The 14,558-nt window shown below is 36.1% G+C and carries 14 protein-coding genes and 1 pseudogene; 10 read left to right on the top strand and 5 right to left on the bottom strand.

Translation table 11 applies throughout. The features are described 5' to 3' along the window. Positions 1-145: 145 nt before the first annotated feature. On the bottom strand, positions 146-613 hold the full coding sequence (locus tag ACYH0O_RS18680; protein ID WP_482629857.1) for a DUF3291 domain-containing protein: 468 nt from the start codon (positions 611-613) through the stop codon (positions 146-148). A gap of 444 nt (positions 614-1,057) precedes the next feature. Here ACYH0O_RS18680 and ACYH0O_RS18675 point away from each other — a divergent pair. After that, a pseudogene (locus ACYH0O_RS18675) lies at positions 1,058-1,748 on the top strand (aspartate/glutamate racemase family protein). A gap of 356 nt (positions 1,749-2,104) precedes the next feature. Here ACYH0O_RS18675 and ACYH0O_RS18670 read toward each other — a convergent pair. After that, complete coding sequence (locus tag ACYH0O_RS18670) at positions 2,105-3,151, bottom strand: NADH:flavin oxidoreductase/NADH oxidase (protein ID WP_482629856.1); 1,047 nt, start codon at positions 3,149-3,151, stop codon at positions 2,105-2,107. Positions 3,152-3,249: 98 nt separating this feature from the next. Between ACYH0O_RS18670 and ACYH0O_RS18665 the strand changes: the two genes are divergently transcribed. Further along, on the top strand, positions 3,250-3,663 hold the full coding sequence (locus tag ACYH0O_RS18665; protein ID WP_482629855.1) for a MarR family winged helix-turn-helix transcriptional regulator: 414 nt from the start codon (positions 3,250-3,252) through the stop codon (positions 3,661-3,663). A 182-nt stretch (positions 3,664-3,845) separates the two neighbouring features. Further along, positions 3,846-4,016 carry a hypothetical protein gene (locus tag ACYH0O_RS18660; protein ID WP_482629854.1) on the top strand — a complete coding sequence of 57 codons (171 nt, stop codon included), beginning with the start codon at positions 3,846-3,848 and terminating at the stop codon, positions 4,014-4,016. Between the two features lie 171 nt (positions 4,017-4,187). Here the strand turns inward: ACYH0O_RS18660 and ACYH0O_RS18655 are convergent, their stop codons facing one another. Continuing rightward, complete coding sequence (locus tag ACYH0O_RS18655) at positions 4,188-4,892, bottom strand: ABC transporter ATP-binding protein (protein WP_482629853.1); 705 nt, start codon at positions 4,890-4,892, stop codon at positions 4,188-4,190. Positions 4,893-4,917: 25 nt separating this feature from the next. Then, complete coding sequence (locus ACYH0O_RS18650; protein ID WP_482629852.1) at positions 4,918-6,387, bottom strand: ABC transporter permease; 1,470 nt, start codon at positions 6,385-6,387, stop codon at positions 4,918-4,920. 606 nt (positions 6,388-6,993) lie between these two features. Here ACYH0O_RS18650 and ACYH0O_RS18645 point away from each other — a divergent pair. The 5 genes from ACYH0O_RS18645 to ACYH0O_RS18625 all read left to right on the top strand — a co-directional run bounded on the left by ACYH0O_RS18645 (position 6,994) and on the right by ACYH0O_RS18625 (position 11,274). After that, positions 6,994-7,557: a GNAT family N-acetyltransferase gene (locus ACYH0O_RS18645; protein WP_482629851.1), complete on the top strand. Its 564-nt coding sequence runs from the start codon at positions 6,994-6,996 to the stop codon at positions 7,555-7,557. Positions 7,558-8,062: 505 nt separating this feature from the next. Further along, a complete protein-coding gene (locus ACYH0O_RS18640) occupies positions 8,063-8,731 on the top strand; it encodes a DNA alkylation repair protein (protein WP_482629850.1) in 669 nt (222 codons plus the stop codon). A gap of 544 nt (positions 8,732-9,275) precedes the next feature. Continuing rightward, positions 9,276-9,758, top strand: a complete 483-nt coding sequence (locus ACYH0O_RS18635) for a DUF2975 domain-containing protein (RefSeq protein WP_482629849.1) — start codon at positions 9,276-9,278, stop codon at positions 9,756-9,758. A gap of 11 nt (positions 9,759-9,769) precedes the next feature. Continuing rightward, entirely contained in the window at positions 9,770-9,985 is a 216-nt protein-coding gene (locus tag ACYH0O_RS18630; RefSeq protein ID WP_149156133.1) for a helix-turn-helix domain-containing protein, read from the top strand. A 41-nt stretch (positions 9,986-10,026) separates the two neighbouring features. Then, positions 10,027-11,274 (top strand): DUF4153 domain-containing protein, encoded by a 1,248-nt coding sequence (locus ACYH0O_RS18625; RefSeq protein WP_482629848.1) that lies wholly within the window; start codon positions 10,027-10,029, stop codon positions 11,272-11,274. Between the two features lie 456 nt (positions 11,275-11,730). On the opposite strand, the gene ACYH0O_RS18620 is transcribed toward ACYH0O_RS18625, so the two are convergent. Continuing rightward, positions 11,731-12,093 carry a hypothetical protein gene (locus ACYH0O_RS18620; protein ID WP_482629847.1) on the bottom strand — a complete coding sequence of 121 codons (363 nt, stop codon included), beginning with the start codon at positions 12,091-12,093 and terminating at the stop codon, positions 11,731-11,733. 381 nt (positions 12,094-12,474) lie between these two features. Here ACYH0O_RS18620 and ACYH0O_RS18615 point away from each other — a divergent pair, with 381 nt between their 5' ends. Together ACYH0O_RS18615 and ACYH0O_RS18610 are read left to right on the top strand one after the other, a co-directional pair. After that, complete coding sequence (locus ACYH0O_RS18615; protein ID WP_482629846.1) at positions 12,475-13,029, top strand: hypothetical protein; 555 nt, start codon at positions 12,475-12,477, stop codon at positions 13,027-13,029. Positions 13,030-13,978: 949 nt separating this feature from the next. Next, positions 13,979-14,443 (top strand): GNAT family N-acetyltransferase, encoded by a 465-nt coding sequence (locus ACYH0O_RS18610; RefSeq protein ID WP_482632612.1) that lies wholly within the window; start codon positions 13,979-13,981, stop codon positions 14,441-14,443. Positions 14,444-14,558 lie beyond the last annotated feature (115 nt).

Genomic DNA, 14,558 nt, shown 5'->3' with positions numbered 1-14,558 from the left:
AATCGGGCCATTTAACGGAATAAGACTCTTAAACAAAACTGGATATTCATGTGAGATTGTGAAGAAATCCACTTAAACGAAATGGCAGGTTTGTTCAATAAGGAGATACTCTGTTTCTTATACAGAGCAGGAGAAATGACCCGAGCTATTTAAGTAAGATCCTCTCCCCAAATTCATCAAATACGTGCTTTAAGTCAAATGCAAAAGGATCTGGTCCATGTTGAATATAAAAGTCGTATCTCTTGAAAGCCTCCTTCCATGAAACATCCGTTACCTTCTCAGTCCACCACACCACATAATTAGGTTGTCTCTCTTGAAGAGATCCAAACCACTTGTTCCTGTCCCTTAAAGCTTGCATATGTTGACCTGAATAGGTAAAACGATATAAAGATTGAAGGCTTTTCCATACTGTAAGTGTGAGAATAGGGGAACCCTCTCCTTTGATCGCTTTCTCAGGGAAAAATACTCTATTAGGTGAAAATTCTTTTATTAGATGCCCAGTTTTAGCAGCCTGTCGAATTACTTCATCTCCCACTTCAAAAAACTCACGAGAGGCAGGATGTTCATTTGGATGTTTTAACCTACCAACCGTATAAATCGCAACAAAAGCCAAATTAATCCCTCCATTTATACTTTTTACCTACATATATTCTAGAATGACTGGACGTATTCCTAGTTGAACTATATAACTTTTAATTATGGTGAGGGAATCAGATGCACTTCTTTGTTGAACCTTTATTTAGTAGAAAAATCCTCTTATTAAACACAAGATAAAAAAATGAGGTGCAAAAATGGATTATTATAAAGAACTTAGAAAAATTGAGGACACAGTCTTTTAATATTAACAGGTTCGGTTGTTATCAAAGTGATTCTAGTATTTAGACTGTATTTTATTAAGTAACAAGGGAAAGCGTTCATTTTTGCATTTTAATCATATTATTGAATACTGCGTAGGGATTATCAGTCAGTTTATTGAATGTTTTAGAAGATGAATTTTTGTTCTATAGGACGTTGATTTGAATTAGAATAACAAAAAAGGCTGAGGCGGGGTATTAACATGAAGGTTATTGGTCTTATGGGTGGAATGAGTTGGGAATCATCTGTTGAGTATTATCGGATTATTAACGAAGAAGTGAAAAGAAGATTAGGGGGGTTACATTCTGCAAGATGTCTTTTATACAGCGTTGACTTTGAAGAAATTGAGCGTTATCAGTCAGAGGGTGACTGGAAAAAGGCTGGTGAAACATTGGGTGACGTTGCACATTCTCTTGAAAAAGCTGGCGCAGACTTTATCGTCATTTGCACCAATACCATGCACAAGGTTATTGGTGATATACAGGGAAAAATAAACATACCTATTTTGCATATTGCAGATGCAACAGCTCATCAGATTAAAGAGCAAGGAATTAGTTCAGTAGGGTTACTCGGCACAAGGTATACAATGGAGCAAGACTTTTACAAATTACGTTTAGAGTCTAAAGGTATAAAGGTTATGATACCAAATGACAATGAAAGAGAGATTGTAAATAAGGTTATTTATGAAGAGTTATGTTTAGGTAAGGTTCAACAAAAATCTAGAGATTATTATAAAAAAGATCCAAGGTTTAATCGAAACAGGAGCTAAAGGTATTGTATTAGGCTGTACAGAAATTGGATTATTGATAAAACAGGAGGACTCAGATGTTCCTCTGTTTGACACAACTAATATTCATGCTCTTGAAGCAGCGAATAGGTCCATAAAGAAGTAGCAATTTCTGCAGCTCTTTCACATTTATTGATATTACACAAACGGGGGCAATAACTGAGGAACAGGCTATTGCCCATCTTCAATTATTTGAGCAGGTAGTTGAAAAAGAAAAGATAAAAAAGGGGGAATATCAAACCAATGAATATTGAAGCAGTTTTTGTTGACCGTGACGGAACTATTGGTGGTACTGGACACTTTATTCATCCGAAAGATTCTCCCCATTTTCGTTCAGTAGAGCTGCATTGCAAATTTTAAAGGATAATAATATTAAAACTTTTGCCTGTACTAATCAACATAGAATTAGTAGCGGTAATAATAATAAAGGAGAAGGCTCCTAATATGGAACCTTCTTATTTTTTATCTTATTCCTCTTGAATATTGAAAAGGTGAGTTTACTTTATGAGTTAATTTCTTTTCTGCGTGTAAACTCCAATAAGGATCATTAAGCATACCTCTTGCAATTGCTACAAGTTCTGCATCTTCATTTGATATGGTTGCTTCTGCCAGTTCTGGGCTGTTTAATTTACCAACAGCGATAACTGGAAGGTCTAATTGTTTTTTAAACTCCCGTGCAAAGGGTACCTGATAACCCGGTGTGTTTTGTGGTTTACGTTCTCCGGGAGGTCCTTCCCCACCACTTGAAACGTGAAAGACATCTACACCAGCTTTTTTAAAACGTTTTGCCATATCAATAGAGTGTGATAAGTCATAGCCCCCATCTATATATTCAATGGCAGACATTCGCATGATTAGTGGCATATCTGCTGGCATGACACTTTTAACCGCCTTTATAACTTCTTCCCCAAAAAGCGCTAGATCTTCTCCATACTCATCTGTACGATTGTTGATGCTTGGTGACATAAATTGATGCAAGAGATAACCATGTGCGCCATGTAATTCGATTGTATCAAAACCTGCTTTTATTGCTCTCTCTGCAGCTTGTTTAAATTGCTGAACGGTTTCTTTCACTTCTTGGTTTGTTAAAGCTCTTGGGGGGGTAAGTTCACCATTCATTGTTTCCTCTGGTAATACTTCTACAGGAATATCAGAAGCTCCCAAAGGTTGATCGGCATCTTCTGCTTTTCTGCCTGCATGAGCAATTTGAATTCCAACCTTGGTGCTGTACTTTTTTATTTCATTAACAAGTCGTTGGTAATGTGGTACTTGTTCATCTGACCAAAGACCAAGATCGCCATTTGTAATACGTCCCTCGGGGGTAACACTAGTCATTTCCATAATAATTAGACCTGTTCCACCGATCGCTCTTGAGACATAATGAACAAAGTGCCAATCGTTTGGGATACCATCTTCTTTAGTGACTGAATACTGACACATTGGTGACATAACAATCCGATTTTTCAAAGTTAGATTTTTAATTGTATATGGGCTGAATAAACGACTCATTATAGAAAACTCCTTTTCTTTTATTTGTTTGCGCATGCATATAATATAACTTATGGTATAATAATGTCAATAAAAAGCACTGGAAAGGATTATTTATTATGAATAATAATGAGTTGTTTAATGCTTGGGTTAGTCTGACGAAATATCACGATCGTTTGCTGAAGGCAATGGATTATACACTAAAAGATCAATTTCAATTAGGAATGAAAGAATTTTACCTTATGTATTACTTGGCACAATCAGAACAAAAGAAGATGAGGTTATCAGATTTAGTTCCAAAAGTGGGCCTTAGTCATAGTGCTCTATCACGCTTAGTTACAAGACTGGAACAACATCGAGTTGGATCGCTAGTTGAACGTCAAACAGGTCCAAACGATAAACGATCTGTTGATATCTTTCTCATGAAAAAGGGAGAACAAGTCATTTATGAGATGCAAATGTTGATTAATGATAGCTTACTGTCTCAATTGAGCGAGAAGGATATACAAAATATTAAAAGGCTTATTGAATAAGACGGGTAGTACTGATTGCTTTCAACCTTATTCCATTAAAAGGCGCATTTTCATAACAGGAAATGCGTTCTTATTTATGTTTAAGGTCAAATTTTAGAACTCTATTAAAAAAATAATTTGATCTTCAGTATTTGGAACAACTGTTGAAGTCGTTTTCTCTAGCCTATTAACGGAGAGTTTTGGTGAAAAAATTTCCATTTTCAATAGACCATTTTGCTGCACAACACAACGATATTGTTCAGCAAGAAAAAACTAAAAGGATGATAATAATGGATTATCGTCCTTTTTTAACTAAAGGGGGGGTAATAACTGAAGATCGACTCAACGATCTGGCATTGCCCTTCTTCAATTAATGGAGCAGTTTAGTTGAAGAAGTAAGTATCATCTCTTAATGCATAGTCGACATATACTGCGCAACAAATTTCTTCCTACTAGTGACTACTCTGTGAAGAATGTACATGAGCCAACGAGGGAGGTTTAAAAAGACCCTCTGTATATGGTTAGAGGGTCTTTTTAAGTTTAATCTATTTTCCAGCGAGGGATAAATTTCCTGTTATGTTGTCTGTTAACGTAAGGTTTCCTTTAGATAGCTTCACAACCTTATCTGACTTGCTTGCAATCGTTTGATCATGGGTTACAACAATTATACATTTTGCTTCGTTATGTGCTAAAGATTGGAGAAGATCGACAATTTCTCGTGCAGTGTTTTCATCCAGATTACCTGTGGGTTCATCTGCTACAATTAAATCTGTATCTGAGCAAAGTGCACGTGCAATGGAAACACGCTGCTGTTGTCCTCCGCTCAGTGTTAATACTTTCTGGCGAGCTTGTTCTGATGAGATACCCACCCGATCGAGCATTTGCAGTGCGAACTCCTTTTTATTTTTATGCTTTGTTCCTTTTATTTCAATACCCGTAATGACATTTTGCAAAGCCGTCATGTAAGGTAACAGGTTATACGACTGAAAGACAATTGAAACATATTTGCTTCGGAATTTAGTTAAGCCAATTTTTTTTACTTCTTTCCCTTCATAGAATATAGAACCTTCCTTCGGCGCATCAAGTGCACTTGCAAGTGCTAGAAAGGTCGTCTTACCTGAACCAGAAGGACCTACAATCGTATAAAAATTACCTCGTTCAAAGCTGATATTGATATTTTTTAGAATATCGTGTCTTTTATTTTCATGTTTATACCAATAGCTAACATTGTTTAATTCAAGCAAAGTCATTTTGTAATCATCTCCTTTTTGAAAATTAATCCTGTCTGCTCAGAATTGTCTTCGGTTGAAGTCTTATCACCGAGAACGTTGGCAGAAGAGAAGATAAGATTGCGATAAGTATTCCAATTATGGCTAATAATCCTAAGTCATCAGCAGTTACACTCACGTCCAAGTCTTCGATTTTCTCGACTTGTTGAGTTTGTTCTGCTTGCAATCCTGGCATTCCTCCTCCTGCCATTCCTCTACCTCTAAATGATGCCGGTGTATTTGTCTGTTCCGCTGTCTCTAATTCTTGATTTAACAGCTGATCGCTTACTTGGTTAGCAACGGCATTACCACTGAATGTTGCAATTCCGAAAGAGATTGCCGCCACAAGTAAAATTTCAACAATAAACTGACCCACAAGCTTCCAACGGAGTTCACCGATTGCTAAAAGCACACCCATTTCATATTTTCGTTCACGTATTGACATCATGATAATTAAACCTAAAATAATTGCGCCGGCTATCGAGACAAGAAAAACAATGTTATTTGAAAAGCTAGCCACATTATCAATCGGACCAACCATCTGTTGATAAAGTTGATCATTAGCATCTAGTTTGAACGTATCAAAATCAATGCTACTTTCTAGTTGAGCTTGATTTACAAAGCTATCCATTTCTGCAGGATTTTCAATGTAATAAATAGCACTATCGATTGTTCCTTCATAATCCGTTCCTTTTAACGTAGCTGCAGTCGTATACGGAACATATATTTTGTTGTATGGAATTAGGGCAGTAAAGTTCATTCCTTGATCCGAACCAACTGAGGTTGTAGAATAAATTCCCTTTACTAAAAGTTCTACTGTAATTGAGTCGTCCAAAGGATTGGTAACCGTTATCGTGTCGCCAACTGTTAAATCATTCTCTTCCGCAAGAGTCTGTTCAATAAGAGCCACATTTTTTCCTATATCTTCTTCATTAATGTGTTCGCCATCTACTAAAGCCGATGTTCTGTCCATAAATTCTGTTGTGGAGTCTGTATACGTAACACCTTGAATTGAAATATCACCTTGAGCCATTCCTCCAAACCTACCTTGGCCTTGTGTCACATTACTGTTCGTACTTTCATCCGTTGATTCCACAGCTTCTTCGGCACTTTCAATCGGTTCAAAAGTTGTAGCCAATGCGGTTGTGGAAGAATAAAAATTGTACCCCTTAATTTGTGAGAATGATGTTAATTCCTCTGCTGAGTCCACTGGAATCGGTGTAGATTGGAAACGTACTCGTTCACCTGATGATTGCTGTTGGGATTGCATGTTCTCCCGTAGTTTCTCTATGTCTACTTGAAGAGTGACATCCGCTCCAAGCTTTTGTCTGGCAAGCTCCCCAGATTTTCGAGCCGCCGTTTGAATAGAAAGACCAGCTAGTACCAAAACACAAATAACAGTAAACACAAATATCTGTAGTAGGCTTTTTCCTTTTCTCGCTTTTACACTCAACAAAGCTCGTTTAATAAAATTCATCCTAGACTCCTCCTCCTGACAGGGGGCACCTCCCTTGTCACTTAATATTTTCTTTATTGGACTGTGAGGAAGGTCGCTCATATTTTAGTATGTTAGATAACCTGTCTCATTGTCACAATGAATATAGACTACTAGAAATTCATGTCCAAATTATGACGTAAATGTTTCTTGAGTTTTAACAATTTGAAATGATTAATAAATGAAGGAGTAAGTAACACTGATTCTCGAATAGAAAATGCAAGTTTGGATCGGAATATCTTTTTCATGTTAAAAGCAGAAAATGAGATATTAAAAAGGCGATAAAATAATAGGGTCATTGCTTCACAGTACAACGATATTGTTCAGCAAGAAAAAACTAAAAGGATGATAATTATGATTATCGTCCTTTTTTAACTAAAGGGGGGCAATAACTGAAGATCAACTCAACGATCTGGCATTGCCCTTCTTCAATTAATGGGGCAGTTAAATTTAATAACAAATTTAAGTACTCTGGTCCGGAGGATTAATGTGCTTTTTTGTTGAATTACATTAATAGCAATTTCAATGAATCCTTTAATATATGAGTTTCATTAGGTCTTAATTTAAAGTTTTAGAGAGGGGAATAATATGAATCCTATTTTAATAGATGTTCCGTTACAAATAGAAACAGATAGACTAATTCTTCGAGCACCAAATCAAGCTGGTGACGGGAATGTAGTACACCAAGCTATTAAGGATTCAATTTATGAACTAAAGCAATGGTTGCTTTTATTCCAGGCAATTCCTACTGTTGAAGAAACAGAAATTCTCCTAAGAAACGCCCATATAGATTTTTTGAAAAGAGAAAGCTTTCGCTATCTTATCTTTCATAAAGATACTAATGATTTTATAGGAACTGCTAGCCTTCACAGAATTAATTGGAAGATTTCTAAATGTGAAATTGGATACTGGATAAACTCGCAATTTAGTGGCAATGGATATATGACAGAAGCAGTAAGTGAGTTAACTAACCTCGGCTTTCAGCAACTCAAATTTAGAAGGATTGAAATAAGATGTGAATCAACAAACAATAAAAGTCGTTCGATTCCAGTAAAACTAGGTTTTGAATTAGAAGGAACCTTAAGAAATGATGATTTATCCGCAGATGGCAGCAAGCTAACTGACACTTGTATTTATTCAATAATAAAGTAAATGGAGTGAAAGAAAATAAATCAATAAGGATTTTAGCACGTTCTTATTTAAGAATAGGGGAGTTTAAGCCTATTCATAACTGAGAGAAAACCCAAACACCGAATGAGTATTGATATGATTCGATACTTTAAAAACGGGTTTCTAAACGAGCCGGTATAAAGAAGTGCACCCTCATCAATTAAGACATAGCTATGCAACTCATTAATTAATAACCGTGCACTTCTGGAAGTGATCCAAAGCCTTTTGGGACATGAGAAAAGTGAGACGACAAAGATCTATGCTCAACTTAGTGGGAAGCTGCGCTCTTTCTTCTTGTATCGGGCCAGATTGTTGAGAATGTAGTTTAGCACTAGTAGTCGGGAACTGTACCATAAATAACAGCGAAATGAATCACTCCATTTACATTGTTATGGTACAATTGTATGCAATAAGACTGATAACGAAATTTAGTTATTGATATATCCCGCCAATTATGAAACAGTGCTTTAATAAGGAGTTGTGTCAAATGAATAAAAATAAAAGCACAGAAATAAAACGCTCATCAAAAGCAGAAAACATTCTATCTCAGATCAATAGTAAAACTAAGCTAGGCGACTTACGAAAAATCGCAAAGGACATTAAAAAAGATCACGAACTAGCTATGGAACTTTGGTCAACCGGAGAGTTTTTACCCAGACTATTGGCAATCTTAATTATGGACAAAAAACTTCTTTCACAAGATGTACTAAATAAGCTTGATGAGGATATGCAGACTCACACATATGATGAGCGAAATAACTTAATGGATTGGTTAATGGCTAATCAGCTCACCAAAGACAAGAAGAACATTGCATTGATGGAGTCATGGGGAAATAGTCCTTATGCTCTTCAAAGGCGAGCTTTCTGGTATTATCAAGGGCGATTGAGATGGACTGGACAAACACCGCCTGATAACACCGCAAACTTACTATCTGCAATCGAAGCTAATATTACGCAGGAAGAACCGGAAGTTCAATGGGCTATGAATTTCACCGCAGGCTGGATAGGCGTTTATGATGAAAAGTATCGAGCACGTTGTGTGAAACTTGGTGAGAAAACGGGTCTTTACAAAGATGAAATGGTATCAAAAGGATGTACTCCCAATTATTTGCCGGAGTTCATTACGATTGAAGTTAACAAACGAATTAATAAATAGTTACCACTGAAAAATTCATAAGGGTTTGATGTGAAAATAAAGGAATTCAAAGCCTCAATATGGACAGGATCTGGAAGTGAGCTTCCAGATCCTTTTTTGCTTGGAGGGAAATATCAAAAATTTATTATGATAGGCTGGATCAAAGTATTTTAGCCTAAGTAAACCCGAACAAATCTGCTTCTTAGTGGGCAGATTTGTTCGGGTTTATTATATATTTTTGAATCATTTGAATTTAGCTGTTTCTAGCGGTTGATTGAAGTGCAAGACGAAGACTCCTGCGGGAAGAGTAGCTTATGTGAGACCCCGCAGGCTTGCCGAGGAGGCTCACGGGCTACCCGCGGAAAGCGTAGTCTTGCACGGAAATCATTAGCGGTATTAAGAACTTAAGCTTCTATTGTTCGTTTTTATATCGTGGTTTTTTAGTTTATTTTTAAATTCGTAAACATTTTACAATAAAATTGTTATAAAAATTAATAAAAATTTATTGTAAATCGATAAACTTTGTATTAAAATCAAAATTAGAATAAATAAATGAGGTGTTTTTATGGAAAATATAACAACGTTGTTTTTAAAAATAGCGGTTATTTTTATAGGAGTCCCAATTCTTGCTTTGTGCATCTTTTTGGTGCCTGAGATGGCGGACCTTTCAGCAACATTACTTCCAAAGTTTGCGGTTATAAAATATTTCGTTTTCATCGTTTTTGATGCATCAGCCATACCTTTTTATTTTGCTTTGTATCAGGCTTTTAAACTCCTGCGCTACATTGACAAAAATATAGCTTTCTCTGATTTATCTGTAAAAGCTTTAAAGAATATCAAATATTGTGCAATCACAATCAGTATTTTGCATGTACTAGTTTTGCCGCTCTTCTATATCTTTGCGGAACTAGACGACGCCCCAGGAGTTATCTTTGTCGGATTGGTTGTTCCTTTTGCTTCGATGGTTATCTCAGTGTTTGCGGCAGTTCTCCAGAAACTTTTAAAAGAAGCAATTGATATAAAATCAGAAAATGATTTAACGGTCTGAGGTGAATAACAATGGCAATTATAATCAATATTGATGTGATGTTAGCAAAAAGGAAAATGAGCGTAACAGAGCTTTCGGGTAGGGTTGGGATAACGATGGCTAACCTTTCTATATTGAAAAATGGAAAGGCGAAAGCGATTCGATTATCCACCTTAGAGGCAATTTGTAAGGCTTTAGAGTGTCAGCCTGGTGATATTTTAGAATACAAAAGTGACGAAGATAGTTAAACATTGTGGAGGAAAAGACAATTATTAGGGGAGGTATTACGATGGAATATAACAATTCGATTATTGAAAACATGGCTAACCCTCATGAACTGGAGAGAATTTATAGAAAAGACCCTAAAGCTTTTAAAAATTCATTCTTACAGGCATGGGAACAAAATCCTGATTCTCAGGTCCTTGGCGTTTGGTATGAAAGATTGCATTTCAAGGAGGCAGCAAATACAGAAAAATCTTCCAAGATCCAAAAAGATTTCATATTCATGGGCATTTTAGCCATTATGGCAGGGATATTTACCAGGATCATTTTCCATTTTGTCGAACAGGAAGTGATTGCTCCAATTAACCTGGCCTTTGGTATAATTCCTTTTATTGCTACCTATTTTGTTTACAAAAATACTCCGAAAAAAAGTGTTATTTATTCTCTTGTAGGGTTGTTCCTAATTTCTGGGGTTTATCTTAATATGCTGCCTTTAAGTGATAAAGACAGTATTATCCTTGCTTATTTACACATTCCCATATTCTTATGGATAGTGTTAGGGCTTGCATTTACAGGAAATGAGTATTCAAAAGGTAGTACTAGATTAGCCTATATCAAATTTAATTTGGAATATAGTATTCTTTACGCCAGCATGGCTGTGAGTGGAATGATACTGGCAGCATTAACCATGCAGTTATTCAGCTTTATCGGCTTGGATATAGAGGAATTTTATTTTAGTAATGTCGTTTTATTTGGTGCTTCCGCTCTCGCTATTGTGGCTGCGTACCTGGTATCAATGAATCTTAAACTTGCTAAGAATATTACACCCTATATAGCTAAAATTTTTAGCCCTCTTGTCCTGGTCACATTGTTGGTCTATCTTATTGCTGTTATATGGCTCGGGAAAAATCCATTCTTGGACCGTGATTTCCTGATAGCCTTCAATGGAATACTCCTTGGTGTATTGGTCGTTACCATATTTTCCATTACCGAAAGCGACTCAGACGAGAAAAAAAACATTTCAGACTATATAAATTTTGCCCTAATTGTTCTTGCCCTTATCATTGACAGTGTGGCATTGTCAGCCATAGTGTTCAGACTTTCTTCTTATGGGATTACTCCAAACAGACTTGCTGTTTTAGGTGTAAACATACTTATCTGGGCAAATCTAATTTGGATTATGTTCTCCTATATGCGTTTTCTACAAAACAAAACCGGACCTTCAACTATCCAAGATTCCGTTACTAAGTATTTACCGGTCTACGGGGTTTGGGCAGCTTTCGTAATATTTACTTTTCCTTTAATTTTTAATTAGAAAGGCTCTGTTAATGTAAAGATAAGCAAATCTTCTAGATTTCTAATCAAAGAGGATATTCAGGGATCGAGTTACAAGCAATTACTTAACTTGTTAAACGGTATCAAGTCCCACGGGGGCTTCCCTTCTACCCCGGATACCTCAATCATATATCGATATAAAAAATGATCAACCAGAAATATCTGGCTGACCTTATAATACGATAGGGCAAGTTAATTGAAGATAAAGAACATTGGGAAGAGCTTAAACCCCAATGTTCTTTTTGTTATCTATTAATGTTGTCTATCTAAAGCCAATTTCAACCCAAAGCCAATTTATGTTTAAAGTGTTAAAAAACTCTCATTTAAAAATGGTGTCACCTTCAGTTATTTTTGGAGAAAAGTTGGTCATAGTAGAGCGGGGATGGTTTCCTCTCTATCCGAAAAGTATAATGGAAGCGTCCCCGGTCAGCAATTTTTAGTTGACCGAATCATGCAGATAGGAAACGGCAATCTGGAATGCCTTTATCCTTCTCTCGATGTAGGTACGCTGCCCACTTCCAGGCTTCAGCTTCTCAAGAAAGGAAGGAAGCGTCAACAGCAAGCCCTCCAGAACCACTTTTGCCTTTATCAAATCTCCTTTGCTCACATCCAAATCTTTGCCTTCCCAACGTGCATGAAGCATATCTGCGCCAATCCTTGCTGCTTTTAATCTCTTCTCAAGCAACTTTGTCTGAGGAGCACCAGGTTTCATATGAGCAAGGGCATTATCCGATTTACGAATGATGGATAGAAACGCTTCAATTGAATGCTGCTTTTCTTCAGTTGTTATATTTTCCATGAACCATTCACCTCGATTCGCAAATAATGGACTATAGGTAGTGTAACAAAAATACATTGCCGGCACCTCGTCTTCGGTTCCAACTTCGTCCTTCGCGCCATTGCAGAGGTGTATGTACAGGAGGATAACTAAGAAAAATTTGTTTGTAACTTTGTTGCCGCCTGGGTGAAGGTGATGAATGCAGATTGGTTTGTTTTGAGGTAAAGAATGATTGTGAAAAAAGTTAGAAAATACGCTTTTTCCGTGTTGGGATTGGGCGTATTTTTTGTGCTTTTAATAAGGTAAGAAAAGTTAAGGTTGCTTTAAGCTTCTTGTAAATTTCCACCATTATAATAAAAGGCGTTAGAAAAATAAAGTTTCTTTAGGGAAAGAGGTATATAAATGGAAAGAGTACAAAAGGCAGACGGCATTTCCCGGTTAAAGGAAGCCTTCCAGAGAGTATTTAAGAAATCGGATCCATTTGGGAATCCATTTCAAGGAACCCTTAACGAAAAGCTGCTGATCTTCCCGACCAACGGATACTATCTTCAGGAAAATCAGTTCCATGCTCTGATGAAAACCATTGAACAGGTTGGACAAGGGACCTTTTTCGTGTCGGAGTCGGAAGGTGATTCTTTTAATCTTTCACAGGACTTTCACTCGGACTTGGCACCAAAACACTGGGTCGCCGAGAATACCATTGCCTACGAAGACTATCAATCCATGCCTCTTGTGGTCGAGAATTCCCTCTATTCACCGCAAGGAGAGTGGGGCTTGCAAATATCTCATGAAGACCACGCAGTCCTTGCAGGGAATTCATTATTCATTGACACATTTAAAGAAGCGTATCCCGAATGGAAAGAGGATAAAGAAAAATTTCTTCAATATTGGGTTGGTGCAAATAAGGAATTTTCTACGGATATTACATGGATTGACGACTTCTTAAAACAATTTTAAGCAAAAGGTATACAAGATTGATTTCCACATTCATCATAAAAACCGGCCATGCTTGTACTGGCAGGTTATTGTGGTTTTTGGTGTCTGACCCTCAGCATGTTAACGTTTTATTGTAGTGAGGGTCAGACACTACTTTTTTAACTCTAAGATTTTCACATGCTATTTAATGTGATTTGGACAAGATGAGTTTAGAGCATGGATTAATAGTCTTAAGAAAGAAGGAAAAATTAATGTTTAAGTTTATTAAAATCCTTTTTGTATTACTACTCTATTTGTATATCGTTATTTTTCAGGTTGATGGACAGTTAGAATTTTTATTTTATTTAGCTAGTCTTTTGTTCTTCTTGTCAATTATTTTAAGTTTAAGATACAAAAATAAACATAGGATAAACATTTTTCTAATTATAGCATTAATGAATTTTTTTATGATCTTCACATTATATGTTCATTTTATTAGTGGGATTTTAATTTTTTTCTGCATGGCAATGATTTTATTTTTCTACTGTTTTTCATTTATTTCTACAAAAGTAAATCATTGAAGAAAATTTTCTTGAGTAAGATGCTGGATTTTGAAATAATTGGTATTAATTAAAATAGTAGTTTAATTTATGAATAACACTTGTGAAAGCAATTTGCAAAGAAGAGAGTAGGATAAAATTGTTTAAGGATAGCATTAAGCTCCCCTTTATATATTTCTTATCATCAACTGTTTGGCAAATGATCGATAATCGACAAGTTCAGTGGACAGATAATATAATGATCTGTTTGTTTATGTTCTTGTTATTGATGTTATATAATTGGTCGAAAGTCCCTTATAAATGGAAGAAGGATAAGGTAGAAAAGGATTAATTTAATATTGTTTAAGTAGCGGCAGTTTACTTTGAAAAATGACTGTGAGAACAAACACTTAAATCAACACAGCAAACATCAGGGGGAAAGTATATTGAATATGCACATTAGAGAAGCTGCCAAGAATGATTATGATGTGGTTCATCAAATCCAAAGACAAGTGCACGAAATCCATACAAAGGAAAGACCAGACCATTATAAGATGGCTGATACTACGTTAGACAAAGAGTATTTTAACAACTTGATAGAGGGAGAAAATACAAAGGTATTCTTACTGGAAGAAGACCAACCAATCGCTTATACAATCCTTTCGATCCAACATACTGAGGAAAGACCCATTCTCATTCCAAAGAAAGTTGTCTATATGGACGATTTTGGTGTTGATAGTATGTACAGAGGAAAAGGAGCGGGGAAAATATTCTTTGAGAAAATATTGGAATTCGCAAACGATATAGAAGCAGACTCATTAGAATTAGGCGTGTGGGAGTTTAACGAAAATGCTATAAAATTTTATGAATCAATGAATTTGAAGACAAAAATGAGGCGGATGGAAATAGAGTTATAAAGCTTTCCTTATTTCATCGCGTCCACATGGTCTATATGAAAGGATTTGCTAGGGAGGATCAGATCTTCATGATTTGATATAATGTTTACCATGCAGCTTCAATGCTAAGGATAGG

Source organism: Rossellomorea sp. H136 (assembly GCF_056838065.1).
This window is presented reverse-complemented; position numbering and strand designations above follow the sequence as displayed.